Raw genomic sequence first — 24,798 nt, 5'->3', positions numbered from 1 at the left:
AGGGTAACGTCACAGCACTACCGATCCGTGAACAGGGAAGGACCGGGCATGTTTCGCAAGGTGCTGGTCGCCAACCGCGGGGAGATCGCCATCCGGGCGTTCCGCGCGGGCTACGAGCTGGGCGCGGGCACAGTGGCGGTGTTCCCCCACGAGGACCGCAACTCGCTGCACCGTCTGAAGGCCGACGAAGCCTACGAGATCGGCGAGCCGGGACACCCGGTCCGCGCCTATCTCGACGTCGAGGAGATCGTCGGCGCCGCGCGGAAAGCCGGCGCGGACGCGGTCTACCCCGGTTACGGATTCCTGTCCGAGAACCCCGATCTCGCGCGCGCGTGCGAGGAAGCCGGCATCACCTTCGTCGGCCCGAGCGCGGAAATCCTCGAACTGACGGGTAACAAGGCGCGCGCCGTGGCGGCCGCCCGCGACGCCGGCGTGCCGGTGCTCGGCTCGTCCCAGCCGTCGACCGACGTCGACGAGCTGACCGTGGCCGCCGAGGAGATCGGGTTCCCCGTGTTCGTGAAGGCCGTCGCCGGTGGTGGCGGCCGCGGGATGCGCCGCGTCAACGACCCCGCGCACCTGCGCGAGTCGGTCGAGGCCGCGATGCGCGAGGCCGAATCGGCCTTCGGCGACCCCACCGTGTTCCTCGAAAAGGCCGTCGTCGACCCGCGGCACATCGAGGTCCAGATCCTCGCCGACGGCGCGGGCAACGTCATCCACCTCTTCGAGCGCGACTGCTCGGTGCAGCGGCGCCACCAGAAGGTCATCGAGCTGGCCCCGGCGCCGAACCTCGACCCCGAGCTGCGCGACCGCATCTGCAACGACGCCGTCGCGTTCGCCCGCAAGATCGGCTACCGCAACGCGGGCACCGTCGAGTTCCTGCTCGACAAGGACGGCAACCACGTCTTCATCGAGATGAACCCGCGCATCCAGGTGGAGCACACGGTGACCGAGGAGGTCACCGACGTCGACCTGGTGCAGTCGCAGCTGCGCATCGCCGCCGGCGAGACCCTGGCGGACCTCGGCCTGTCGCAGGAGAAGGTCTACCTGCGCGGCGCGGCCATGCAGTGCCGCATCACCACCGAGGACCCGGCCAACGGGTTCCGCCCGGACACCGGCATGATCAGCGCCTACCGCTCGCCCGGCGGCTCCGGCATCCGCCTCGACGGCGGCACCGCGTTCGCGGGCACCGAGATCAGCGCGCACTTCGACTCGATGCTGGTGAAGCTCACCTGCCGCGGCCGCGACTTCAAGACCGCGGTGGGCCGCGCCCGCCGTGCCCTCGCGGAGTTCCGCATCCGCGGCGTTTCCACGAACATCCCGTTCCTGCAGGCCGTGCTGGACGACCCGGACTTCGCGGCCGGGCGCGTCACCACCTCGTTCATCGAGGAGCGCCCGCACCTGCTGACCGCGCGGCACTCGGCCGACCGCGGCACGCGCCTGCTGACCTACCTCGCCGACGTCACGGTCAACAAGCCGCACGGCGAACGCCCGCGGCTGATCGACCCGACCACGAAGCTGCCGTCGCTGCCCTCGGGCGAGCCGCAGGCCGGGTCGAAGCAGAAGCTGACCGAGCTGGGCCCGGAGGGGTTCGCCCGCTGGCTGCGGGAGTCGCCGACGCTGGGTGTCACGGACACGACGTTCCGCGACGCGCACCAGTCGCTGCTCGCGACCCGCGTGCGCACCAAGGACCTGCTGGCCGTCGCGCCGGTCGTGGCGCACACCCTGCCGCAACTGCTGTCGCTGGAGTGCTGGGGCGGCGCGACCTACGACGTCGCCCTGCGGTTCCTCGCCGAGGACCCGTGGGAGCGGCTGGCGCAGCTGCGCGAAGCGGTGCCGAACATCTGTCTGCAGATGCTGCTGCGCGGCCGCAACACCGTCGGCTACACGCCGTACCCGACCGAGGTGACCAACGCCTTCGTCGAGGAGGCCACCAACACCGGCATCGACATCTTCCGCATCTTCGACGCCCTCAACGACGTCGAGCAGATGCGCCCGGCCATCGAGGCCGTGCGGGAGACCGGGAAGGCCGTCGCCGAGGTGGCGCTCTGCTACACCTCGGACCTGTCCGACCCCGGCGAGAAGCTGTACACGCTGGACTACTACCTCAAGCTGGCCGAGCAGATCGTCGGCGCGGGTGCGCACGTCCTGGCGATCAAGGACATGGCCGGCCTGCTGCGCGCGCCCGCCGCGGAGAAGCTGGTTTCCGCGCTGCGCAAGGAGTTCGACCTCCCGGTGCACATCCACACCCACGACACCGCGGGTGGTCAGCTGGGCACCTACCTCGCGGCGATCAACGCGGGTGCGGACGCGGTCGACGGCGCGGTCGCGTCGATGGCCGGGACCACCTCGCAGCCGTCGCTGTCGGCGATCGTCGCGGCCACCGACCACTCGGCGCGGCCGTCCGGGCTGAGCCTGCGCGCGGTCGGCGACCTGGAGCCGTACTGGGAGATCGTGCGCAAGATCTACGCGCCGTTCGAGGCGGGCCTGGCCTCGCCGACCGGCCGCGTGTACGACCACGAGATCCCCGGCGGCCAGCTGTCCAACCTGCGCACGCAGGCGAAGGCGCTGGGCCTTGGCGACCGCTTCGAGGAGATCGAGGCGATGTACGCGGCGGCCGACAAGATCCTGGGCCACCTGGTCAAGGTCACGCCGTCGTCCAAGGTGGTCGGCGACCTCGCGCTGCACCTGGTCGGCGCCGGTGTCGAGCCGGAGAAGTTCGAGGCCGAGCCGAACCGCTACGACATCCCGGATTCGGTGATCGGGTTCCTGCGCGGCGAGCTGGGCGACCCGCCCGGCGGCTGGCCGGAGCCGTTCCGCACCAAGGCGCTGGAGGGCCGCGCCGAGCCGAAGCCGGTCGCCGAGCTGTCCGCCGAGGACCGCGAGGGGCTGGCGAAGGACCGCCGCGCGACGCTGAACCGCCTGCTGTTCCCCGGGCCCACCAAGGAGTTCGAGGAGCACCGCCGCGCCTACGGCGACACCAGCGTGCTGCCGAGCAAGGACTTCTTCTACGGTCTGCGCCCGGGCGAGGAGTACGCCGTCGACCTGGAGCCCGGCGTGCGGCTGCTGTTCGAGCTGGAAGCGGTCGGCGAGGCCGACGAGCGCGGCATGCGGACCGTGATGGCCACGCTGAACGGCCAGCTCCGCCCGATCCAGGTGCGCGACCGGTCGGTGGCCGCGGACCTGCCCGCCGCGGAGAAGGCCGACAAGTCCGACCCGAAGCAGGTCGCCGCGCCGTTCGCGGGTGTGGTCACGCTGTCGGTGGCCGAGGGCGACGAGGTCGCCGCGGGCGCCACGGTGGCGACCATCGAGGCGATGAAGATGGAGGCGGCGATCACGGCGTCCGAGTCCGGGAAGGTCGCCCGCCTGGCGATCAACTCGGTCCAGCAGGTCGAGGGCGGCGACCTGCTGATCGTGCTGGAGTAAAACCGCGTGCGGCGGCACCCGTGCCGTCGTTAGGGTCGGCGCCGTGCTGATCCAAGCGGTGCCGCAGTGGCAAGGGGCCCGGACACCCCGGGCGGGCGATCTGCCCGCGGGGTGCCGGGCCCTTTCCGCGTTCGCGGCGGAGGTTCTCGGGGCACCGGTGCGCGAGGTGCGTTTGGAGGCGGGCGAAACACCCGTCGTGGAGGGCGTCGCGAACCGGGAAGCGTTGCTGGACAACAAGAAGCGGCACGCCGAAGCGCTCGCCGACGGCCCGGTGCTCACCGTCGGCGGGGACTGCGCGGCCGACCTGGTACCGGTCGCCGCCGCCCGCGCCCGGCACGGTGAGCGGTTCGGCGTGGTGTGGTTCGACGCGCACGCCGACCTCAACACCCCGGCCAGTTCACCGTCGGGCGCCTTCCACGGGATGGTCCTGCGGTCGCTGCTGGGCGACGGCGATCCCGCGTTCGCGGCCGCGCCCGCGCTGGAGCCGGGCCGCGCGGTGCTCGTCGGCGCCCGGGCGTTGGACCCGGCGGAACGGGACGAAATCGAGGCGGGCCGGGTCCGGCTGGTTACGGGAGAACCGTCGCGGATTGTCGCGGAAGTCCGCGATGCCGGTATCGAACGGCTGTACGTCCATGTTGATCTCGACGTTCTGGACCCGTCCGCGTTCGCCGGAATGGACTACCCGGAACCCGATGGGATGAGCGTGACGCAGCTCGTCGACGGGCTGCGCGCGCTCGCGGAGTTCGAGGTCGTGGGCGCGGGCGTCACCGAATGCGTTTCCGGCAAACGGGAGGAACTGGCGATTCTGGCACCCGTGCTGCACACCATTGGTGAATTACTTCGCTAATACAAGCGATTTCGCGGGGCGCGTGCTTGAATGAGGTTCGTGGGTAGCGCAGGCGGAGTCGCCGGCGCCGTTGGTGAACTCCTGCACACGGCGCTCGGCCAGGTTGTCCCGATCCGGATTCGTTGCTGGGACGGCAGTGAAACCGGCCCGCCGGACGCGCCGGTCCTGCACATCAGGCACCGCCGGGCGCTGCGCCGGCTGCTGTGGGCGCCGAACGAACTCGGCGTCTCGCGGGCGCACGTCGCGGGCGAGCTCGACGTCGAGGGGCCGTTCGTGGAAGCCCTGGAACGGCTGCACGACCTGGTCTACGACGTCGACTTCGACGTGGACCTGACGTGGTCGCTGCGCCGCGATCTCGCGAAGGCGGCGCTGAAGCTGGGCATCGTCGGGTTCCCGCCGAAGCCGCCGCCCGAGGAGATCAAGCTCGCCGGGCGCATGCACTCCCGGCGCCGCGACGCGGCCGCCATCTCGCACCACTACGACGTCGGCAATGACTTCTACGCGCTGGTGCTCGGGCCGTCCATGACGTACTCGTGCGCGGTGTGGGCGAAGCCGGAGACCACGCTGGAGGAGGCGCAGACCGCGAAGGTCGACCTGGTCGCGCGCAAGCTCGGGTTGCGCGAAGGCATGCGGGTGCTCGACGTCGGCTGCGGCTGGGGCACGTTCGTCATCCACGCGGCCAAGGAGTACGGCGCGCACGCGGTCGGCGTCACGCTGTCGCAGGCGCAGGCCGACTTCGCCCGCAAGCGGGTCGCCGAGGAGGGGCTGTCGGACCTGGTGGAGATCCGGGTGCAGGACTACCGCGAGGTGTCAGACGGGCCGTACGACGCGATCTCCAGCATCGGGATGGCCGAGCACGTGGGCGCGTCGATGCTGCCGGTGTACGCGAAATCGCTGTTCGAGCTGCTGCGCCCGGAGGGACGGCTGCTCAACCACGCCATCTCGCGGCACCCGTCGGTGCCGCCGCGCGACCAGAAGACGTCGTTCATCGACCGGTACGTCTTCCCGGACGGCGAGCTGGAGCCGGTCAGCGTGATGGCGGGCGCGCTCGAAGAGGCCGGCTTCGAGGTGCGTGACGTCGAGGCGCTGCGCGAGCACTACGGGCGCACGTTGCGCGCGTGGGTCGCCAACCTGGAGGCGAACTGGGACGAAGCCGTTCGCCTGAGCGGCGCCGGACGGGCCCGCGTGTGGCGGCTGTACATGGCCGCGTGCGCGCTGAGCTTCGAAAGCGGCGCGATCGGGGTGAACCAGATCCTCGCCGTGAAGCCGACGGCGCGCGGCGGCAGCGGGATGCCGCCGGTGCGCACCGCCTGGCTGTCCTAGTCGCGGGCGAGGCCGGCCACCAGCTCGTAGGAGCGCAGGCGGTCGGCCTCGCCGTGGACCATCGTGGTGATCATGATCTCGTCGGCGCCGGTGTCCGCGACCAGCGTCTCCAGGCCCTTCCGGACGTTCGACGGCGAGCCGTGGATCGTCGTGCCGAGGCGCTCGTCCACGAAGTGCCGGTCGATGTCCGAGTACGGGTACTCGGCGGCCTCCTCGGGTGACGGCAGCGGGATCGGGTTGCCGCGGCGCAGCTGCAGGAACTGCAGGCCGCTCGGCCCGGCCAGCCACCGCGCCTGCTCGTCGGTGTCCGCGCAGATCACCGCCGCGCCGAGCATCACGTAGGGCTCGGACAGCGCCTCCGACGGCCGGAACGACTCGCGGTACAGCTCGACCGCCGGGATCGTGTTGCGCGCGCTGAAGTGGTGGGCGAAGGCGAACGGCAACCCGAGCGAGCCGGCCAGCCGCGCGCTGAACCCGCTCGACCCGAGCAGCCACACCGGCGGCTTGTACCTCGGCACCGCGCGCACCGCGCCCGCGCCGTCGAAGTAGCCCATCAGCTCGGTCAGCTGCTCCGGGAAGTCGTCCGCGCCGAGCGCCTGCGGGGACCGGCGCAGCGCGAGCGCCGTGCGCTGGTCGGTGCCGGGGGCGCGGCCGATGCCGAGGTCGATGCGGCCGGGGTGGAAGGCCTCCAGCATCCCGAACTGCTCGGCCACCACGAGCGGCGCGTGGTTGGGCAGCATGATGCCGCCGGAACCGACGCGGATGGTCTCGGTGGCCGCCGCGACGTGGCTCATCAGGACGGTCGTCGCCGAGCTCGCCACACCGGGCATGTTGTGGTGCTCGGCCACCCAGAACCGGCGGTAGCCGAGCCGCTCGGCGTGCCGGGCCAGCTCGACGGACCCGCGGAGCGCGGTGCGCGCGTCCGCGCCGCTCGGGATGGGGGACAGGTCCAGCACGGACAACGCGACATCGGACAGAGGCTTCACGGCAACGTCCAACGCGGCCCTGGCCGCGGCTCTTCCCCACCCGGACGCAGAACTCGCGCGCCCGAGCGCAGACCTCGCCGGGTTGCGCGAGTCCCACGCTCAGGAGCTTGAGGTCTGCGGTCGTGGCTGCGTGCTACGAGCCGGGGACCGAGCCGATCGCGGGCGGGGACGGTACGCCGCCGGTCACGACCGTGCCCAGCGTCTCCTGCCAGGCCCGCTGCCACAGCCCGGCGGCCTCGATCTTGCGTAGCCACTCGTTGACGAACCGCTTGAACGAGTCGTCGTCGAGCTTGAGGCCGATGCCGTACGGCTCGCTGGTGAACGGCTGCCCGCTGATCTGCAGCTTCGAGTCCAGTTGCGCCTCGCCGGCCAGCACGGTCAGGTCGTGCACGTACGCGTCGCCCTTGCCCTGCTCCAGCGCCTGCACGCACTCCTCGGCGGTGCCGAACGTGGTGATCTTCGCGCCGGGCGCGCGCTGCTGGATCGCCGCGACGCTGGTCGTCCCGGCGACCGCGAGGACGGTCTTGCTGTTGAGGTCGCCGGGGTCGTCGATGCCGGTGGTGCCCTTGAGGGTGGCGATCGCCTGCCCGGACAGCAGGTACGGCCCGGCGAACGCGACCCGTTGCGCCCGCTCCGCGGTGATCGTGTAGATCCGGATCACCGCGTCCACCGTGCCCGTTTTCAGCATCGCTTCCCGGGTTTCCGGTGTGGTCGTCACGATGTTGACGTTCGGCCTGCCGATGATGTATTTCGCGAGCATTTTTCCAAGTGTCGCGTCGAATCCGTCGGTGCTTCCGGTGATCGGATTCCGCTGCGACAGCAGGGGCAGGTTCTCGTCGCCGCCGATGACGAGCGTGCCGCGGGCCTTGATGGCCTGCGCCGTCGGGCTGGCCGCCAGGTCCGCGTCGCTCGCTACCGGCGCTTCGCCGATGACGCCCTGACCAGCCGAAACCTCGCCGCCGGTGCTCGCGTTGTCGTCGCCCGTACAGGCGACGCCCGTCGTGAGCAACGCCACGGCGAGGCCGATCGAGGCCGCCGTACGGCGCGCAGCACGCACCCAACCTGCCATGAGGTGCTCCATCCACAGTCCCGTGACACCACGAAGAGACGATCGGTCTCGCCGTGCATGGTAATTGCCCGGGAAATGGCGGGGGCTAACGAAGGCGTTGCGTTTTTCGTGATTTATTCCGCAGGCAGCCACTCGTCGTCGGAGGCCACGACCGTCAGCTGCTGCGTCGCGCGGGTCAGTGCGACGTAGAGCACGCGCCGCCCGGTGAGCGACTCGGTGATCAGCTCGGTCGGCTCGACCAGCACGACGGCGTCGTACTCCAGGCCCTTGGCGTCCAGGCTGCCGACGACCTTGAGCCGCTCGTCCGCCTGCCCCCGCACCCACGCGCCGACCTCGGCGACCCGGTCCATGGCGCACACCACGCCGACCGTGCCCTCGACCGCGTCCAGCAGCTCCTTCGCCGCCGCCTGCACCGCGCTCTCCACGCTGCCGCGCTCGACCAGCCGCACGTCCGGCTCGATCCCGGTGGTCCGGACCGCCCGGGGCAGCTCGCCCTCGGCGGCGTGCCCGGCGACCACGCGGGCGGCCAGGTCGAAGATCTCCGCCGAGTTCCGGTAGTTGGTGCGCAGCGTGTAGCGGCGGACCGGGGTGCGCGCGCCGAACACCTGCGTCCGGGCCTGCGCCGCCTCCTCCGGATCCGGCCACGAGCTCTGCACCGGGTCGCCGACCACCGTCCAGCTGGCGTACTTGCCGCGCCTGCCGACCATCCGCCACTGCATCGGCGAGAGGTCCTGCGACTCGTCGACCACGATGTGCGAGTACTCGTCGTAGTGCTCCGGCCGGTGCGGCTTGCCCTGCGACCCGCGCTCCGGCGGCGCCGCGTCCAGCTCGATCTGCTGCGCCCGGCGGCGGCGCTTGGGCGGCGGGCCGACCAGCACGCGCAGCTCGTCCAGCAACGCCACGTCGGCGACCGTCCACTCGCGCTCGCGGTCGGCGAACGAAGCGGCCAGCAGGTCGACCTCGGCCGGGGTCAGCACACCGCGCGCCGCCTTGGTCAGGCGCCGCGGATCGCCCAGCCACCGCAGGATCTCGCCCGGGTACAGCACCGGCCACCACACGACCAGGAAGCGGTGGAAGTCGATCCGCTCGCCGAGGTCGTGGATCACCTCGCCGCGCTCGATCGAGCGGCCGTCGGCGCGCGCGTTCTCCTCGGCCCGGTCGGCCAGCGCCTCCAGCAGCGCCTCGGCCGCCCGCACGCGCGAGCGGTTCGGCGGCCCGCCGTGGCCGTGCACCTTGCGGCGGACCTTCTCCAGCTCCTTGCGGTTGAGCTTGAGGACGTCGCCCTTGTAGACGATCCGCATCTCGTCGGGCACGTCCGGCGGCGTGTCCCGCAGCGCCTTCGCCAGCACCTTGCGCATCCGCAGCGAGCCCTTGATCGCGGCGAGCGGCGCCGGGTCCTGCCGGTCGGTGCTGATGCCGTCGAGCACCGCGCCCAGCGCGCGCAGCTCGACGTTCGTCTCGCCCATCGACGGCAGCACGCGCGAGATGTAGTTCGTGAAGACCCCGGACGGGCCGACCACCAGCACCCCGGCCCCGCCGAGCTGGCGGCGGTACCGGTACAGCAGGTAGGCCGCGCGGTGCAGCGCCACGGCGGTCTTGCCGGTGCCGGGGCCGCCGGTGATTTCCGTGACACCGCGCCACGGCGCCCGGATGACCTCGTCCTGTTCCTTCTGGATGGTCGCGACGATGTCGCGCATCTTGTCGCCGCGCGACCGGCCCAGCGCCGCCATCAGCGCGCCCTCGCCGACCACCTGCATGTCATCGCCGACCGCGTCCGGGATCAGCACGTCGTCGTCCACGTCGAGCACGGTCTGCCCGGAGCAGCGGATGACGCGGCGGCGCACCACGTCCATCGGCTCCTCGGCGGTGGCCTGGTAGAACGCGGCGGCGGCCGGGGCGCGCCAGTCGGTCACGAGGTTGTCGAACTCGGCGTCGCGGATGCCGAGGCGGCCGACGTAGATCTTCTCGCCGGTGGTGTGGTCGAGCCGTCCGAAGACCAGGCCCTCGTACTCGGCGTCCAGGGTCTGCAGCGTCTGGGTCGCGTGGTGGACCATCATGTCGCGCTCGAACAGCATCGAGGCCTGCTCGAAAACGGCTTCGCGCTGGGCGCCGTGGCCGATCTCGTAGCCCTTGGCACGCATCGCCTCCGCCTGCGCCCGGAGTTCGGCGAGCCGGGTGTAGACGCGGTCCACGTGGTGTTGTTCGATGGCGATCTCGGCCCGTCTGACCCGAGGTTCCGACACGCAGCGCTCCTACAGCTCACTCGCCGGCAACAGGAAGATTGACTCTACGCGTGCCCCGCGGGCCGTTCACCGGGTCCTGGGCAAAACACCGCGCAGAACACAGCGCGATGATGGGGCTGTGACGAGGATCGTGGCCGGGGCGGCGAGCGGGCGGCGGCTCAAGGTGCCGGCGCAGGGCACGCGGCCGACGTCCGAGCGCGTGCGGGAGGCGTTGTTCAACGCGCTGGAGGCGGCGGGCGAGCTGACCGACGCGCGGGTGCTCGACCTCTACGCCGGTTCCGGCGCGCTGGGGCTGGAGGCGCTCTCGCGGGGCGCGGCGGACGCGGTGTTCGTCGAGTCCGACCGGCGCGCGGTGCAGGTCCTCAAGGCCAACGTGAGCGCGCTCGGCCTGGGCGGTTCGGTGCGCTCCGGCCCGGTCGAGACGGTGCTGGCGCAGCCGGCCGACGAGCCGTTCCACCTCGTGCTGGCCGATCCGCCCTACTCGGTGGGCGCGGAGAAGATCGGCGCGGTGCTGGCCGCGCTGGGCGCTGGCGGGTGGATCGTCGAGGACGGGCTGGTGATCGTCGAGCGGGCGCTGCGCGACGGCGAACCGGACTGGCCCGCCGGGTTCGCGCCGCTGCGCACCTCGCGCTACGGCGACACGGCCTTGTACTGGGCGGAGTACGTCACTTCACCGCGCCACGGCGGGTAGAGCTTGATAGCGTCCGCCACATGCGGCGTGCGGTGTGTCCAGGCTCCTACGACCCGGTGACCAACGGCCACCTCGACATCATCGAGCGGGCGGCGAAGCTGTTCGACGAGGTCGTGGTCGCGGTCATGATCAACAAGTCCAAGAAGGGCATGTTCACCATCGAGGAGCGGCTGGACATGCTGCGCGAGATCACCGCGCACCTGCCCAACGTCCGCGTCGATTCGTGGCACGGGCTGCTCGTGGACTACTGCAGGCAGCACGACATCGCGGCGATCGCCAAGGGCCTGCGCTCGGTCAGCGACTTCGACTACGAGCTGCAGATGGCGCAGATGAACCGGGAGCTCTCCGGCGTCGAGACCCTGCTGATGTCGAACAACCCGGCCTACGGCTTCGTGTCCAGCTCGCTGGTCAAGGAGGTCGCCACCTACGGCGGCGACGTGAAGAACCTGGTGCCGGACGTGGTCTTCGAGCGGCTCACCGCGAAACTCGCCGAACGCGCCTGATCGGGCGACGACTTTCGTCGGGACTTCGGGCTCGTTCACCTGACGGCCCCCTCCAGGTAACGCGTTCGGGCTACGGTCCGAAAATGACCAACATCACGAAGTCCCGGGTGGCCGGTGCGCTGCTCGCGGTCGTCCTCACGTTGTTCACCGGGTTCGGGCCGGCCGCTCCCGCCTCGGCCGCGCCGCTGTCTGCCGCTCAGGCCGAGTGCGGCGACACCTCCGGCTTCACGGTGGTCGCGCTGTCCTCGCTGCCCGCCGAGGCCACCGACACCTACGAGCTGATCCAGCAGGGCGGCCCGTACCCGTACGAGCAGGACGGGACGGTCTTCCAGAACCGGGAAGGGCTGCTGCCCGCCTGCGCGAGCGGCTACTACCACGAGTACACCGTGGAGACGCCCGGCAGCGACGACCGCGGCGCGCGCCGCATCGTCACCGGCTCGGCGGGGGAGTACTTCTACACCGGCGACCACTACGCGAGCTTCGACCTGGTGGACGTGAATTCCTGACGGTTCCCCTTGACACGCCCGGTGACGCAGCGTTCCCCCCTTTCCCCGGAGAAACGGGCAGACTTGTGGTCAAGCCGGATGGGGAAAGGCCACCTAGGGAGTCGCTGTGTACCGGGTGTTCGAGGCGCTGGACGAGCTCGTCACGATCGTGGAAGAGGCACGCGGGGTGCCGATGACGTCCAGCTGCGTGGTTCCCCGCGGGGACGTCCTCGAACTGCTCGACGACGTGCGCGACGCGCTGCCCCGCGAGGTCGACGACGCGCAGGACGTGCTCGACCAGCGCGACGAGCTGATCAACAAGGCGCGCCACCAGGCCGAGACGACGGTGGGCGACGCCAACGCCGAGGCCGAGCGGGTCACCTCCGAGGCCGCCGCCGAGGCCGAGCGCATGATCGCCGACGCGCAGGCGCGCGCCGAGCAGGTCATGGCCGACGCGCGCGCGGAGGCCGAGCGGATGATCGCCGCGGGCCAGGCCGAGTACCACAACCTGACCGAGCGGGCCCGCGCCGAGGCCGAGCGCATGATGCAGGCCGGTCGCGACGCCTACGAGCGCGCCGTCGAGGACGGCCGCCACGAGCGGTCCCGGCTGGTGTCCCAGACCGAGGTCGTGCAGGCCGCGCACGCCGAGTCCGCACGGATCGTGGACGAGGCCCACGCCGAGGCCGACCGGCAGCGCGCCGACTGCGACGCCTACGTCGACGGCAAGCTCGCCGAGTTCTCCGAGCTGCTGTCCACCACGCTCCGGACGGTCGACTCCGGCCGCAACCACCTGCGCGGCCCGTCGAGCCTCGGCCAGCGCCCCACGCCCCTGTACGACTTCCAGCCCTGATCGCGGCGTAGAGTGGTGGGGTTGCCTTCCGCCCTCTACTCAACGGACCCATGTCTCAGCACAATGACTCTTCCGACGCCCGCAACCCGTGGGTCGTCGACACCCGTGAGCTGGGCCGGCGCGCCGGCCTGAGCCGGACCATCCAGCGCACGGCGCCCACCGCCGTCGAGTGGGGCGTGCCCGATGTGATCGTGGTGCCGAAGGGCGCCGAGGTCGAGCTGGACCTGCTGCTCGAGTCGGTGGTCGAGGGCGTGCTGGTCACCGGCTCCGCCGCGGTGCGGACCACCGGCGCCTGCTCCCGCTGCCTCGACCCGATCGACGACGAGGTCGAGGTCGAGCTCACCGAGCTGTTCGCCTACCCCGACTCGACCACGGACGAGACGACCGACGAGGACGAGGTCATGCGCCTCGTCGACGACCGGATCGACCTCGAACCGCTGGTCCGCGACGCCGTCGTGCTGGCGCTGCCGCAGGTCCCGCTGTGCCGCGAGGACTGCCCGGGGCTGTGCCCCGATTGCGGCGGGAAGTGGGCCGATCTCGAGCCCGGACACGGGCATGAGACGATAGACCCTCGGTGGGCCGCGCTGGTCGAGCGTTTCGACGACTCGTCCTCCGGCGGGCCCGGCCGGCAAGCCTGACGGGCATCAGCTCGTAAGCACCTGAGTAAGCACGCTCGCGCCCGCGTGAGCGAACCGTGGATGAGGAGATTCAGTCGTGGCCGTCCCGAAGCGGAAGATGTCGCGCTCCAACACGCGCCACCGTCGTGCGCAGTGGAAGGCGACGCCCGTGCAGCTGGTGCCCTGCCAGAACCGGGCCTGCCGGCAGCCGAAGCCGCAGCACGTGGCCTGCCCGACCTGCGGCCAGTACGACGGTCGTCAGGTCGTCGAGCCCGCCTGAGGTCGCTGACCAGTATGGGGGGCAGGTCGAGATCGGGAGGGCCGGCCGCCGACCCGAAACCGTTGCTCGAAGCGCTCGGCGTCGAACTCGACGCCGAGCTGCTCACGCTGGCGCTCACCCACCGCTCGTACGCGTACGAGAACGGTGGGTTGCCGCCGAACGAGCGGCTCGAGTTCCTCGGTGACGCCGTGCTCGGTCTGGTCGTCACCGACCACCTGTACCGCACGCACCCCGAGCTGCCGGAGGGGCAGCTCGCGAAGCTGCGGGCCAGTGTGGTCAACATGCACGCCCTGGCCGGGGTCGCGCGGGGGCTGGGTCCCGGTGGGCTCGGCGCGCACCTCCTCCTCGGCAAGGGCGAGGAGCTCACCGGTGGCCGTGACAAGGCGAGCATCCTCGCCGACGGTCTGGAGGCCGTGATCGGTGCGGCGTACCTCGCGCACGGCATCGACGCGGCTCGCGAGCTGGTGCACCGGCTGTTCGACGCGCTGCTGGCGGAGGCGCCGCTGCGCGGTGCCGGGCTGGACTGGAAGACGAGCCTGCAGGAGCTGACCGCGTCGGCCGGGCTGGGTGTGCCGGAGTACAAGGTGGAGGACACCGGGCCGGACCACCGCAAGGAGTTCAGCGCCACGGTGCTGGTCGCCGGCCGCGACTTCGGCAACGGCAACGGCACCACGAAGAAGGAAGCCGAGCAGAAGGCCGCCGAGACCGCTTGGCGGGCTCTTTCCGAGGAGCTGAAGCCGGAGGGCTCGGAGTAGATCTCGTGCGAAGCCGGGTCGCTGCCGTTGGTGCAGCGGCCCGGCTTCGTCGTTCCCGGCATATCTCGTGCGGGTTCGGCGTTCCACTGGAAGCACGCTGTCACGCTGTGTCGTCGTCATGCGACCCGGTCGGACGTCGGGAATTGTCGGGGGTCGTGGATAGGGTGGTGTGGTGCCGGAGCTTCCCGAAGTAGAAGTGGTGCGCCGCGGGCTGCAGGCCCACGTGGCGGGCCGCGGGATCGCTCGTGTCGAGGTGCTGCACCCCCGCGCGATCCGCCGTCACGAGCTGGGCCCCGAGGATTTCACCGGAAGGCTCGCCGGGGCGCGCGTCGAAGCCGCGCGGCGGCGTGGCAAGTACCTGTGGCTGGAGCTGTCGGACAAGGAAGCGATCCTCGCGCACCTGGGCATGAGCGGCCAGATGCTCGTGCAGCCCGAGGGCGCCCCCGACGAGAAGCACCTGCGCGTCCGGATCCGGTTCGACGACGGCGGCCCCGAGCTGCGGTTCGTCGACCAGCGGACGTTCGGCGGGCTCGCGCTGGCCGATCTCGTCACCTCCGACGGCACGCTCCTGCCCGCGCCGATCGCGCACATCGCCCGCGACCCGATGGACCCGGCGTTCGACCCGGCCCAGGCGGTCAAGGCCCTGCGCTCCCGCCGCACCGAGATCAAGCGCGCCCTGCTCGACCAGACGCTGGTGTCCGGGGTCGGCAACATCTACGCCGACGAGTCGCTCTGGCGTGCCCGGCTGCACTGGGCCCGCCCCACCGAGAAGCTCACCCGCGCCCAGGGCGCGGCCGTCCTCGAAGCGGCCACCGAGGTGATGAACGAGGCGCTCCAGGCCGGCGGCACGTCGTTCGACGCGCTGTACGTCAACGTCAACGGCCAGTCCGGCTACTTCGACCGCTCGCTGAACGTCTACGGCCAGGGCGACCGCCCCTGCCGCCGCTGCGGCACGCCCATCCGCCGCGAGCCGTTCATGAACCGGTCGTCCTACTTCTGCCCGCGCTGCCAGCCCCGGCCGCGCCGCTCCTCCTGACACCGGAAGGCAGGTCACGTGGCCCAGGAAGAACTCGTGGTGCTGCTCGACGAGCGCTTCGACCCCGTCGGCACAGCGCCGAAGCGCACGGTGCACGACGCGCACACCCCGCTGCACCTGGCGTTCTCCTGCTACGTCTTCGACCGCGCCGGCCGCGTCCTGCTGACCCGGCGCGCGATCGGCAAGAAGACGTGGCCGGGCGTGTGGACCAACTCGTTCTGCGGCCACCCCGGCCCTGGAGAGGACATGGCCGAGGCCATCGCGAGGCGCGCGAAGCAGGAGCTGGGCCTGGAGGTCACCGGGCTGCGGAAGGTGCTGCCGGACTTCCGCTACACGGCGACGGACGCGGGTGGCGTGGTGGAGAACGAGTTCTGCCCCGTGTGGGTGGCCGAGGCCGACGCGGACCCGCTGCCCGAGCCGGACGAGGTGTGCGAGTGGCGCTGGTCGGCCTGGACCGACCTGGTGGAGAGCATGAGCCGCACGCCGTTCGTGTTCAGCCCGTGGTCGCAGTTGCAGGTCCCGCGGCTCGCGGAAACTCTTTCGGTGGGGGCAACACAGCGGTAACAGCCGACTGGTGGGCTTGCCGGGTGCGTTCCCCGGACACCGCGCTCACCGGGATCGGCCCGGACACGTTCGACCTGCGCCACCGCACCATCCACGGCTACCGGCGCGCCTACCGCATGGCGGGCAGCGGTCCCGCGTTGCTGTTCGTCCACGGCATCGGTGACGACTCGTCCACCTGGCTGGACGTGCTCGCGTCGCTGACCAGGGACTACACGGTGATCGCGCCGGACCTGCTCGGCCACGGCGGTTCGGACAAGCCGCGCGCCGACTATTCAGTGGCCGCCTATGCGTGCGGGATGCGGGACCTGCTGGCGACGCTCGACATCGACCGGGTCAGCGTGATCGGGCACTCGCTCGGCGGTGGCGTGGCGATGCAGTTCGCCTACCAGTTCCCGGAACGCTGCGAGCGGCTGGTGCTGGTCAGCTCCGGCGGCATCGGCGCTGGCGTGCACCCGCTGCTGCGGCTCGCGGCCGCGCCGGGCGCCGACCTGGTGCTGCCGCTGCTCGGCACCCCGCCGGTGCGGGAAGGCTTGCGGCGCTTCCGGAGCCTGCTGCGGGCGGGCGGCGGGTTCGGGCTGGGGGCGGACCTGGACTACGTGATCGGCAAGTACGTGCGGCTCGCTGAGTCGACCAGCAGGCAGGCGTTCCTGCGCACGCTGCGCGCGGTGGTGGACTGGCGCGGGCAGGTGGTGAACATGCTCGACCGCAGCTACCTGACGGAGGGTATCCCGACGATGCTGGTGTGGGGGACGCGGGACCACGTCGTGCCGAGCGAGCACGCGTTGGTCGCCCACGCCGCGATGCCGGGCAGCAGGCTGGAGATCTTCGAGGGTGCTGGGCACTTCCCGCACCACACCGCGCCGCAGCGGTTTCTGGCTGTCCTGCGCGATTTCCTCACCACGACGAGGCCCGCGCAGCACGATGTGCGCCGGTGGCGGGAGCTGCTGCGCTCGGGGCGCAACGCGCGTTCCGGCGGCTCCACGCCGCTGGGCATCTCCAGCGGGAGTTGAGGATTTCCTCGCCACGACGAGGCCCGCGCGGCATGATGTGCGCCGGTGGCGGGAGCTGCTGCGCTCGGGTCGCAACGCGCGTTCCGGTGGCGCCAGGCCGCTGGGCATCTCGAGCGAGAGCTGACCGCATCAGGACAGCGGTGAACATGCTCGATCGGACATTCTTCGAGGGCGCCGGGCACTTCCCGCATCACACCGCGCCGCAGCGGTTTCTGGCTGTGCTGCGGGATTTCCTCACCACGACGAGGCCCGCCCAGCATGATGTGCGCCGGTGGCGGGAGCTGCTGCGCACGGGCCGCAACCCGCGCTCCGGCGGCTCCACCCCGCTGGGCATCTCGAGCGGGAGCTGACCGCATCAGGACACCCGCCTCGACGACCATCGCCTCCGTGCGGTTACCTCCAGGATGATCTCGGGAGGTGCGGTGAAACGGGCGCGGTGGTGGAAGCTGGGCGGCGTGGCCGTCGTGTTGGTCGCGGCTGTCGTGCTGCTCGTGGTGCACGTGTTCGACGACGACCCGGCGGACACCGCGGACGACATCGCCACGGCGCTCACCGGCGAGGACCACGCGGCCTACCGGGACCTCCACTGCGCGGACCTGCCGCCGGTGGATGAGGTCAGCCTGCCCGGCCAGGGCACCGTCTCGGCGTTCACCATCGGCGACATCTCCGTCTTCGACGTGCGCCAGAGCGCGGACGACGTCGCCGTCGCCGTGTTCGTGGCCGACGGGACCGCCAGCTTCGTCATCGGTGAACTCGGCAGGGACGACGGCTGGTGCCTGCTCGACCTGTTCGCCTGTCCCGCCGCGGCGCAGCCGGCCACGGTCTGGTCCGGCCCGGACTGGACGCAGCTGCGCCGGGAAAGCGTGTGCGGCGACGTCCTGTCGCGCCCCCGCAACTGAAAGAGCCCCGGGCCGGCGACCGGCCCGGGGCTCTCCTCAGCTCCTCAGTTGAACACGTGCGTCCGCGCGGCGAGGTTCGCCAGCAGCTCGCGGCCCTTCTCGGCGTTGCGCGGCTGGCTCAGCACGTCGTAGCGGCGCGCGACCAGCTGCGTCTGCGACACGAAGTCACGCTTGCCGCGGGTGGCGCCGTAGCTGATGGCCGCGAACACCATGCTGAACGCGACACCGGCGACCAGGCCGAACAGGATCGGCAGCAGCCCGGCGCCCGGCGTGAACAGCGTCAGCAACAGGCCGACGAACACACCGAACCAGGCGCCCGACATCGCGGCGCCGCCGAGCACGCGGCCCCAGCTGAGCTTGCCGGCGACCCGCTCGACCAGCATCGGCTCGACCCCGACGATCGTGACGTCCGCCACGGGGAAGTCGTTGTCGGCGAGGTGGTCGACCGCCCGCTGGGCCTCTTCGTAGGAGTCGTAGGACCCGATCGGCCAGCCGGTGGGCAGGGTCGGGAGCTGCGGGCTCGTCCGGGCGTTGGTGAAAGCGGTCTGCGTGAATGCTTGGGTCATCTTCCTCACCTCTCCTGACCTGTTCAACGCTCCCGCATACCCACTTGTGCCCCATGTCCGAACCTCACAGGGAATCCTCAGACTCGCAGCTCCGGCCGGTAGATGTCGAACCAGTGGTGCAGGTCGAGCAGCCGGTCCAGGCCGTGGCGCGTGAGGGACGTCATCGTGACCGGGTCCTGGCCCACCGCGTCCGTCACCCACTCGCGGGAGGCCAGTTCGAACACCGGGTCGCCGGGCGTCGCCAGCACCTCCTTCGCCTGCTGCTGCAACGCCGCCGCGTACCCGGGGTCCTGCGTGGACGGGTACGGGCTCTTCACCCGGTCCACAACGGACTGCGGCAGCACGTGCTTGGTCGCGTGCCGCAGCAGGCTCTTCTCCCTGCCGTCGAACGTCTTCAGCGACCACGGCGTGTTGTAGACGTACTCGACGAGCCGGTGGTCGCAGAACGGCACCCGCACCTCCAGGCCCACCGCCATCGACGCGCGGTCCTTGCGGTCCAGCAGCGCCCGCACCATCCGCGTCAGGTGCAGGTGGCACACCTCACGCATCCGGCGCTCTTCCGCGGAAACCCCGTCCCGGTGCTCGACCCGCGCCAGCGCCGTGCGGTACTGGTCCGCGATGTAGCCCTCGAGATCCAGCGTGGACCGCACCTCCGCCCGCAGCAGCCCGCCGCGTTCGAGAGCGCCGGTGTTGAACGCCAGCCACGGGAACGTGTCGGCGTTGCGGGCGGTCTCGTCGTGGAACCACCGGTACCCGCCGAACACCTCGTCGGCCGACTCGCCGGACAGCGCCACCGTCGACTCCGCCCGGATGGCCTTGAACAGCAGGTACAGCGAGGTGTCCATGTCGCCCATGCCGGCCGGGATGTCCCGTGCGGTCAGCACCGCCCGCCGCACCGCCGGATCGGTCAGCGCGGCCGGGTCGAGCACGACGTCCTGGTGCGCCGAGTCGACCAGCTTCGCCACGTCCCGGATGAACGGCGAGTCCGGGGTGTCGCGCATCTCGTCGGGCTTGAAGTTCTCCTCCTGCCCCACGAAGTCGACCGAGAAGGTGCGCAGCTGCTCGCCCTCCTCACGCAGCCGCGCGGCCGCCAGACCGGTGATCGCGCTGGAGTCCAGGCCGCCGGACAGCAGCACGCAGCGCGGCACGTCGGCGACCAGCTGCCGGTGCACGATGTCGGTCATCAGCTCGCGCACCCGCGCGACCGTGGTCTCCTGGTCGTCGGTGTGCTCGCGCGCCTCCAGCTTCCAGTACGTGCGGGTGTGCACGCCGTGCCGGTCCACCCGGACGATCGTGCCGGGCTCCACTTCGGACATCCCGTGCCACAGCGACCAGCCAGGCTGCTTGGTGAAGGAGAACAGCTCCCGCAACCCGTCCGCGTCCACGATCCGCTTCGCCGCGGGATTGGCCAGGATCGCCTTCGGCTCGGACCCGAACAGCACGCCGTCACGCGTCGGGTAGTAGTAGAACGGCTTGATGCCCATCCGGTCGCGGATCATGACGAGCTTCTCGTCGCGGGCGTCCCAGATGGCGAAGGCGTACATGCCGTTGAGGTGGTCGGCGACGGACTCGCCCCACTCCAGGTACCCGTGCAGCACGACTTCGGTGTCGCTGTCGGTGCGGAAGGTGTGGCCCTTGCCCTCCAGTTCGCGGCGCAGCTCGGTGAAGTTGTAGGCCTCACCGCTGTAGACCATGGCCACCTCGCCGGCCGGCGTGGTCACCGACATCGGCTGCCGCCCACCGGGCAGGTCGATGATCGCGAGGCGACGGTGGCCGAGTGCGGCGTGCGGGGCGATCCACGTCCCGGAGTCGTCCGGACCACGGCAGGCCATGGTCCCGGTCATGGCGTCGAGCACTTCGCGCTGTTGGGTGAGGTCGGTCTCGAAGGAGACCCAGCCGGTGATGCCGCACATGCGTACTACCCTCCCGATGCTTAGCAAGTACAACTATGCGTAACACCGTGGTAACACAACTCACCGGTAACTGTCTGCTCGATTCGTCCGCTCTGACGGGATGGATTTCACGGAGTGTGGCCGGTCGCACACGCGCCTCAAGAACGCGTAAATCCGCGCCGGGGCGGCGTCAAGGCGCCGTCATCCGGACGAGGACACGGGACATCCGAGCGCACGCTGTCACCGGAGCGGTCACCGATCGGGTGACCCGTGCTGGAAGGTGTGAAGTGGCGGATCTGCTGTACGCCGTGCTGCTGATCGCGGTGTTCGCGGTGCTGGCGCTGACGTTGCGCGGGCTGGAGAAGCTGTGAGCGGCGCCGGGGTGGTGGCCAACGTCGTCGGCGGGGTGCTGGCGCTGGGCCTGATCGTCTACCTGTTCATCGCGCTCACCAAGCCGGAGAGGTTCTGATGTCGGACCTCGCGTCCGGCCTGGTCACGGTCGGCATCCTCGTCGCCGCGCTCGCCCTGGTCCACAAACCGCTGGGCGACTACATGGCGCGCGTGTTCACCAGCGAGCGGCACCTCAAGCTGGAGCGCGGCCTGTACCGCGCGTTCCGGGTGGACCCGTCCTCCGAGCAGCGCTGGCCCACCTACGCGCTGGGCGTGCTCGGGTTCTCGCTGGTGTCCATCGTCTTCCTGTACCTGCTGCAGCGCCTGCAGTCCGTCCTGCCGCTGAGCCTCGGCCGCGGTTCGGTCGACCCCGGCGTCGCGTTCAACACTGCGGTCAGCTTCGTGACCAACACGAACTGGCAGTCCTACGTGCCCGAGACGACCATGGGCCACCTCGTCCAGATGGCCGGGCTGACGGTGCAGAACTTCCTGTCCGCCGCGGTCGGCCTGTCCGTCGCGATGGCGCTGGTCCGCGGGTTCACCCGCTCCAGGACCGACCGGCTCGGCAACTTCTGGGTCGACCTGACCCGCGGCACCGTGCGGATCCTGCTGCCGCTGTCGGTCGTGTTCGCGATCGTGCTGATCGCGCTCGGCGTCACGCAGAGCCTCCGTGCGGGCGTCACGGTCACCGGCCTGGACGGCACGCAGAGCACCATTTCGATGGCGCCCACGGCGAGCCAGGAGGTCATCAAGGAACTCGGCACCAACGGCGGCGGCATCTTCAACGCCAACTCCGCGCACCCGTTCGAGAACCCGAACGTCTGGACCGACCTGATCGAGATCTTCCTGATCCTGGTGATCCCGGTGTCGCTGACCCGGACGTTCGGCAGGCTCGTCGGCAACCCGAAGCAGGGGTACGTCCTGATGTCCGTGATGGGTCTGCTGTGGACGTTCGTGCTCGCGGTGACCTGGTGGGCCGAGTCGCACCCGAACGGTCCCGCCGCCCTGCTGGCAGGCGCGAACCTGGAGGGCAAGGAGCAGCGGTTCGGCATCGGCGCGTCGTCGCTGTTCGCCACCAGCACCACCGGCACCTCGACGGGCGCGGTGAACTCGCTGCACGACAGCTACAGCGGTCTCGGTGGCGGCATGACCCTGCTGCACATGCTGTTCGGCGAGGTCTCGCCGGGCGGTGTCGGCACCGGCCTGTACGGCATCCTGGTGATGGCGATCATCGCGATGTTCCTGGCCGGCCTGATGGTCGGCCGCACCCCGGAGTACCTGGGCAAGAAGCTCGGCAAGCGCGAGGTCACGGCCGCCGCGATCGCGATGCTGGCGATGCCCGCGGTCGTCCTGCTCGGCGCCGGCGCGGCCCTGCTCATGCCGGGCACCGCGGGCGCGCTGGGCAACAGTGGGGCGCACGGACTGTCCGAAGTGCTCTACGCGTACGCCTCCACCGGCAACAACAACGGCAGCGCCTTCGCCGGCATCACGGTGACGGACGGCTGGTTCCAGTCCTCGCTGTCGGTGGCGATGCTGATCGGCCGGTTCGTGCCGATCATCGCGGTCCTGTGTCTGGCCGGTTCGCTGGCCGCGCAGAAGAAGGTGCCGGAGACCGCGGGCACCCTGCCGACGACCGGGCCGCTGTTCGGCTCCGTGCTCGCCGGCACCATCCTGCTCGTCGCGGCGCTGACGTTCGTCCCGGCGCTCGCGCTCGGTCCCATCGCGGAGGCCATGGCATGACCATCACCCAAGACCGGCCCGTCGAAACACCGGCTCGCGTCGGCGCGGGCGTGTTCAACGGACGGCAGCTGCTGACCTCGCTGCCCGACGCGCTGCGCAAGCTCCACCCGCGGCACCAGGTCCGCAACCCGGTCATGTTCGTGGTGTGGGCAGGCTCGGTGCTCACCACGGTCTTCGCGGTCACCGACCCGAGCGTGTTCACGATCCTGATCGCGGTGTGGCTGTGGTTCACGGTCGTGTTCGCGAACCTGGCCGAGGCCGTTGCCGAGGGGCGTGGCAAGGCGCAGGCGGAGTCGTTGCGCCGCACCAAGAAGGAGACCGTCGCGCGGCGGATCGCCCCGGACGGCGAGGAACGCGTGCCGGGTGTCGAACTGCGGGTGGGCGACCTGGTTGTCGTCGAGGCGGGGGAGATCATCCCCGGCGACGGTGACGTGGTCGAGGGGATCGCGACGGTGGACGAATCGGCCATCACCGGTGAGTCCGCGCCGGTGATCCGCGAGTCCGGCGGGGACCGCAGCGCCGTCACGGGCGGCACGACGGTGCTGAGCGACCGGATCGTCGTCCGGATCACCACCAAGCCCGGCGAGTCCTTCGTGGACCGGATGATCGCGCTGGTGGAGGGCGCCTCACGGCAGAAGACGCCGAACGAGGTCGCGCTGACGATCCTGCTGTCCACGCTGACGATCATCTTCCTGCTCGCGGTCGTGGCGCTGCAGCCGATGGCCGCCTACTCCGGCAGCGAGCAGTCGGTGATCGTGCTGACCGCGCTGCTGGTGTGCCTGATCCCGACGACGATCGGGGCGCTGCTGTCCGCGATCGGCATCGCCGGGATGGACCGGCTGGTGCAGCGCAACGTGCTCGCCACGTCCGGCCGCGCGGTGGAGGCCGCCGGTGACGTGTCGACGCTGCTGCTGGACAAGACCGGCACGATCACCTTCGGCAACCGGCGGGCGACCGAGCTGATCCCGGTCGGCTCGACGGACCCGCACCAGCTGGCCGAGGCCGCCCGGCTGTCCAGCCTCGCCGACGGCACCCCGGAGGGCCGCAGCGTCGTCGAGCTGACCGAGGGCACCACGGTTCCCGGCGGCGGCGAGTTCGTCCCGTTCACCGCGCAGACCCGGATGAGCGGCGTCGACCTGCCCGGCCGCCAGGTCCGCAAGGGCGCGGCGAGCGCGGTCCGCGAGTGGGTGCGGGAGCACGGCGGCGACTTCCCGGACGAGACCGAGCGGATCGTCGACGAGATCAGCGAGCAGGGCGGCACCCCGCTGGTGGTCGCCGAGCTGACCGGCGGGCACGCGTTCGTGCGTGGCGTGATCCGGCTGTCCGACGTGGTCAAGCCGGGCATGCGGGAACGGTTCACCGAGCTGCGCCGGATGGGCATCCGGACGGTGATGATCACCGGGGACAACCCGCGCACCGCGAAGGCCATCGCCGAGGACGCCGGCGTCGACGACTACCTCGCCGAGGCCAAGCCCGAGGACAAGATGGCGCTCATCCAGCGCGAGCAGGAGGGCGGCCGGCTGGTCGCGATGACCGGCGACGGCACCAACGACGCGCCCGCGCTGGCCGCCTCGGACGTCGGGGTCGCGATGAACACCGGCACGTCGGCCGCGAAGGAGGCCGGCAACATGGTCGACCTCGACTCCGACCCGACGAAGCTGATCGAGATCGTGGAGATCGGCAAGCAGCTGCTGATCACCCGTGGCGCGCTGACGACGTTCAGCATCGCCAACGACCTCGCGAAGTACTTCGCGATCCTGCCCGCCATGTTCGTGGCGATCTTCCCGCAGCTGGCCGCGTTGAACATCCTGCAACTGGCGACCCCGCGGTCGGCGATCCTGTCCGCGGTGATCTTCAACGCGCTGATCATCGTGGTGCTGACCCCGCTCGCGCTGCGGGGCGTGCGGTACAAGCCGTCCAGCGCGTCCGCACTGCTGCGGCGCAACCTGCTGGTCTACGGGGTCGGCGGCATCGCGACGCCGTTCCTCGGCATCTGGCTCATCGACCTCGTCGTCCGCTTCATCCCTGGAATCGGGTAGTCATGATCAAGAATCTGGTGAAGCAGACCGGCGCCGGCCTGCGGGTGCTGCTGGTGTTCACGGTGCTGCTCGGGGTGGTCTACCCGCTCGGCGTGTGGGCGGTGTCCCGGATCCCGGGGCTGCACGACAACGCCGAGGGGTCGCTGGTGACGGCGAACGGGCAGGTCGTGGGCTCGTCGCTGATCGGCATCGACCCGGTCCCGGCCGACCCCGCGCACGACCCGTACTTCCACACCCGGCCCTCGGCGACCGGCGACCCGGCGGTGTCCGGCGGCTCGAACAAGGGCGGGTTCAACTCCGACCTGGTCGCGGCCGTCGAGGAGCGCAAGGCGGCGATCGCGCAGCGCGAGGGCGTCTCGCCGGACGCGGTGCCCGCCGACGCGGTCACGGCCTCGGCGTCGGGCCTCGACCCGGCCATCAGCGTCGCCTACGCCGACCTGCAGGTGCCGCGGGTGGCGCGCAACACGGGGCTGACCGAGGACCGGGTCCGGCAGCTGGTCGAGGCGAACACGACCGGTCACGGCATCGGCATCCCCGGGGTGAACGTGCTCGAACTCAACCTCGCCGTCCAGCTGGCAGGAGCACACTGA

General features: G+C 71.0%; 24 protein-coding genes. 19 read left to right on the top strand and 5 right to left on the bottom strand.

Translation table 11 applies throughout. From position 1 onward, the window contains the following. Positions 1–48: 48 nt before the first annotated feature. Genes L2C96_RS13500 through L2C96_RS13490 form a run of 3 tightly spaced genes read left to right on the top strand, consistent with a single transcriptional unit; the run spans position 49 to position 5,593 of the window. A complete protein-coding gene (locus L2C96_RS13500; RefSeq protein WP_237336378.1) occupies positions 49–3,423 on the top strand; it encodes a pyruvate carboxylase in 3,375 nt (1,124 codons plus the stop codon). A gap of 43 nt (positions 3,424–3,466) precedes the next feature. Then, positions 3,467–4,270: an arginase family protein gene (locus tag L2C96_RS13495; RefSeq protein WP_237336377.1), complete on the top strand. Its 804-nt coding sequence runs from the start codon at positions 3,467–3,469 to the stop codon at positions 4,268–4,270. Positions 4,271–4,309: 39 nt separating this feature from the next. Continuing rightward, positions 4,310–5,593 (top strand): SAM-dependent methyltransferase, encoded by a 1,284-nt coding sequence (locus L2C96_RS13490; protein ID WP_237336376.1) that lies wholly within the window; start codon positions 4,310–4,312, stop codon positions 5,591–5,593. On the opposite strand, the gene L2C96_RS13485 is transcribed toward L2C96_RS13490, so the two are convergent. The 3 genes from L2C96_RS13485 to L2C96_RS13475 all read right to left on the bottom strand — a co-directional run bounded on the left by L2C96_RS13485 (position 5,590) and on the right by L2C96_RS13475 (position 9,891). Then, a complete protein-coding gene (locus tag L2C96_RS13485) occupies positions 5,590–6,579 on the bottom strand; it encodes an LLM class flavin-dependent oxidoreductase (protein WP_237336375.1) in 990 nt (329 codons plus the stop codon). The genes L2C96_RS13490 and L2C96_RS13485 overlap by 4 nt on opposite strands. A 133-nt stretch (positions 6,580–6,712) precedes the next feature. After that, positions 6,713–7,648 carry a glutamate ABC transporter substrate-binding protein gene (locus tag L2C96_RS13480; protein WP_237336374.1) on the bottom strand — a complete coding sequence of 312 codons (936 nt, stop codon included), beginning with the start codon at positions 7,646–7,648 and terminating at the stop codon, positions 6,713–6,715. Positions 7,649–7,761: 113 nt separating this feature from the next. Beyond that, a complete protein-coding gene (locus L2C96_RS13475; protein ID WP_237336373.1) occupies positions 7,762–9,891 on the bottom strand; it encodes a HelD family protein in 2,130 nt (709 codons plus the stop codon). Between the two features lie 118 nt (positions 9,892–10,009). On the opposite strand from L2C96_RS13475, the gene rsmD reads away from it, so the two are divergent. The 12 genes from rsmD (at position 10,010) to L2C96_RS13415 (ending at position 17,581) form a co-directional block, all read left to right on the top strand. Next, the gene (rsmD, locus tag L2C96_RS13470; protein WP_237336372.1) at positions 10,010–10,582 is read left to right on the top strand and encodes a 16S rRNA (guanine(966)-N(2))-methyltransferase RsmD; all 573 of its coding nucleotides are present in this window, start codon (positions 10,010–10,012) and stop codon (positions 10,580–10,582) included. Between the two features lie 20 nt (positions 10,583–10,602). Further along, positions 10,603–11,085, top strand: a complete 483-nt coding sequence (gene coaD / locus L2C96_RS13465) for a pantetheine-phosphate adenylyltransferase (RefSeq protein WP_020418090.1) — start codon at positions 10,603–10,605, stop codon at positions 11,083–11,085. 83 nt (positions 11,086–11,168) lie between these two features. After that, on the top strand, positions 11,169–11,591 hold the full coding sequence (locus tag L2C96_RS13460) for a guanyl-specific ribonuclease (RefSeq protein WP_237336371.1): 423 nt from the start codon (positions 11,169–11,171) through the stop codon (positions 11,589–11,591). Positions 11,592–11,697: 106 nt separating this feature from the next. Then, positions 11,698–12,420, top strand: a complete 723-nt coding sequence (locus tag L2C96_RS13455) for an SPFH domain-containing protein (RefSeq protein WP_237336370.1) — start codon at positions 11,698–11,700, stop codon at positions 12,418–12,420. A 50-nt stretch (positions 12,421–12,470) separates the two neighbouring features. Continuing rightward, entirely contained in the window at positions 12,471–13,058 is a 588-nt protein-coding gene (locus L2C96_RS13450; RefSeq protein WP_020418093.1) for a YceD family protein, read from the top strand. Between the two features lie 76 nt (positions 13,059–13,134). Beyond that, positions 13,135–13,317: a 50S ribosomal protein L32 gene (gene rpmF, locus L2C96_RS13445; RefSeq protein ID WP_017987516.1), complete on the top strand. Its 183-nt coding sequence runs from the start codon at positions 13,135–13,137 to the stop codon at positions 13,315–13,317. A gap of 14 nt (positions 13,318–13,331) precedes the next feature. Then, complete coding sequence (gene rnc, locus L2C96_RS13440; protein ID WP_084506093.1) at positions 13,332–14,072, top strand: ribonuclease III; 741 nt, start codon at positions 13,332–13,334, stop codon at positions 14,070–14,072. 172 nt (positions 14,073–14,244) lie between these two features. Next, complete coding sequence (gene mutM / locus L2C96_RS13435) at positions 14,245–15,108, top strand: bifunctional DNA-formamidopyrimidine glycosylase/DNA-(apurinic or apyrimidinic site) lyase (protein ID WP_237336369.1); 864 nt, start codon at positions 14,245–14,247, stop codon at positions 15,106–15,108. 18 nt (positions 15,109–15,126) lie between these two features. Then, positions 15,127–15,672 (top strand): isopentenyl-diphosphate Delta-isomerase, encoded by a 546-nt coding sequence (gene idi, locus L2C96_RS13430; protein ID WP_237336368.1) that lies wholly within the window; start codon positions 15,127–15,129, stop codon positions 15,670–15,672. A 23-nt stretch (positions 15,673–15,695) separates the two neighbouring features. Continuing rightward, the gene (locus L2C96_RS13425; protein ID WP_237336367.1) at positions 15,696–16,682 is read left to right on the top strand and encodes an alpha/beta fold hydrolase; all 987 of its coding nucleotides are present in this window, start codon (positions 15,696–15,698) and stop codon (positions 16,680–16,682) included. A 146-nt stretch (positions 16,683–16,828) separates the two neighbouring features. Further along, positions 16,829–17,032, top strand: a complete 204-nt coding sequence (locus L2C96_RS13420) for an alpha/beta fold hydrolase (RefSeq protein ID WP_237336366.1) — start codon at positions 16,829–16,831, stop codon at positions 17,030–17,032. A gap of 105 nt (positions 17,033–17,137) precedes the next feature. Next, positions 17,138–17,581 (top strand): hypothetical protein, encoded by a 444-nt coding sequence (locus L2C96_RS13415; RefSeq protein WP_237336365.1) that lies wholly within the window; start codon positions 17,138–17,140, stop codon positions 17,579–17,581. Between the two features lie 44 nt (positions 17,582–17,625). Here L2C96_RS13415 and L2C96_RS13410 read toward each other — a convergent pair whose 3' ends face one another. Beyond that, positions 17,626–18,147 carry a YflT domain-containing protein gene (locus tag L2C96_RS13410; protein WP_020418100.1) on the bottom strand — a complete coding sequence of 174 codons (522 nt, stop codon included), beginning with the start codon at positions 18,145–18,147 and terminating at the stop codon, positions 17,626–17,628. A 77-nt stretch (positions 18,148–18,224) separates the two neighbouring features. Further along, positions 18,225–20,060: an asparagine synthase (glutamine-hydrolyzing) gene (gene asnB, locus L2C96_RS13405; protein ID WP_237336364.1), complete on the bottom strand. Its 1,836-nt coding sequence runs from the start codon at positions 20,058–20,060 to the stop codon at positions 18,225–18,227. A gap of 346 nt (positions 20,061–20,406) precedes the next feature. Between asnB and kdpF the strand changes: the two genes are divergently transcribed. The 4 genes from kdpF to L2C96_RS13385 are packed head-to-tail and all read left to right on the top strand — an operon-like array spanning position 20,407 to position 24,798. Continuing rightward, positions 20,407–20,508 (top strand): K(+)-transporting ATPase subunit F, encoded by a 102-nt coding sequence (kdpF, locus tag L2C96_RS13400; protein ID WP_017987524.1) that lies wholly within the window; start codon positions 20,407–20,409, stop codon positions 20,506–20,508. After that, the gene (gene kdpA / locus L2C96_RS13395) at positions 20,508–22,169 is read left to right on the top strand and encodes a potassium-transporting ATPase subunit KdpA (RefSeq protein WP_237336363.1); all 1,662 of its coding nucleotides are present in this window, start codon (positions 20,508–20,510) and stop codon (positions 22,167–22,169) included. Before kdpF ends, kdpA begins: the two co-directional genes overlap by 1 nt. After that, positions 22,166–24,208, top strand: a complete 2,043-nt coding sequence (gene kdpB, locus L2C96_RS13390; RefSeq protein WP_237336362.1) for a potassium-transporting ATPase subunit KdpB — start codon at positions 22,166–22,168, stop codon at positions 24,206–24,208. The genes kdpA and kdpB overlap by 4 nt, the downstream gene beginning before the upstream one ends. Before the next feature lie 2 nt (positions 24,209–24,210). Continuing rightward, positions 24,211–24,798 carry a potassium-transporting ATPase subunit C gene (locus L2C96_RS13385; RefSeq protein ID WP_237336361.1) on the top strand — a complete coding sequence of 196 codons (588 nt, stop codon included), beginning with the start codon at positions 24,211–24,213 and terminating at the stop codon, positions 24,796–24,798.

The organism is Amycolatopsis tucumanensis, assembly GCF_021654135.1.
In the GTDB taxonomy this organism is placed as follows: Bacteria; Actinomycetota; Actinomycetes; order Mycobacteriales; family Pseudonocardiaceae; genus Amycolatopsis_E; species Amycolatopsis_E tucumanensis.
The sequence above is the reverse complement of the archived record's forward strand: the minus strand, read 5'-3'. Positions and strand labels throughout refer to the sequence as shown.

Bases quoted from the DNA above. Each gene is read 5' to 3' on its own strand.
- L2C96_RS13500 (WP_237336378.1), top strand. From the start codon at position 49: ATGTTTCGCAAGGTGCTGGTCGCCAACCGCGGGGAGATCGCCATCCGG.
- L2C96_RS13480 (WP_237336374.1), bottom strand. From the start codon at position 7,648: ATGGCAGGTTGGGTGCGTGCTGCGCGCCGTACGGCGGCCTCGATCGGC.
- coaD (WP_020418090.1), top strand. From the start codon at position 10,603: ATGCGGCGTGCGGTGTGTCCAGGCTCCTACGACCCGGTGACCAACGGC.
- L2C96_RS13460 (WP_237336371.1), top strand. From the start codon at position 11,169: ATGACCAACATCACGAAGTCCCGGGTGGCCGGTGCGCTGCTCGCGGTC.
- L2C96_RS13450 (WP_020418093.1), top strand. From the start codon at position 12,471: ATGTCTCAGCACAATGACTCTTCCGACGCCCGCAACCCGTGGGTCGTC.
- rnc (WP_084506093.1), top strand. From the start codon at position 13,332: ATGGGGGGCAGGTCGAGATCGGGAGGGCCGGCCGCCGACCCGAAACCG.
- L2C96_RS13420 (WP_237336366.1), top strand. From the start codon at position 16,829: ATGCTCGATCGGACATTCTTCGAGGGCGCCGGGCACTTCCCGCATCAC.
- L2C96_RS13410 (WP_020418100.1), bottom strand. From the start codon at position 18,147: ATGACCCAAGCATTCACGCAGACCGCTTTCACCAACGCCCGGACGAGC.
- asnB (WP_237336364.1), bottom strand. From the start codon at position 20,060: ATGTGCGGCATCACCGGCTGGGTCTCCTTCGAGACCGACCTCACCCAA.
- kdpA (WP_237336363.1), top strand. From the start codon at position 20,508: ATGTCGGACCTCGCGTCCGGCCTGGTCACGGTCGGCATCCTCGTCGCC.
- kdpB (WP_237336362.1), top strand. From the start codon at position 22,166: ATGACCATCACCCAAGACCGGCCCGTCGAAACACCGGCTCGCGTCGGC.
- L2C96_RS13385 (WP_237336361.1), top strand. From the start codon at position 24,211: ATGATCAAGAATCTGGTGAAGCAGACCGGCGCCGGCCTGCGGGTGCTG.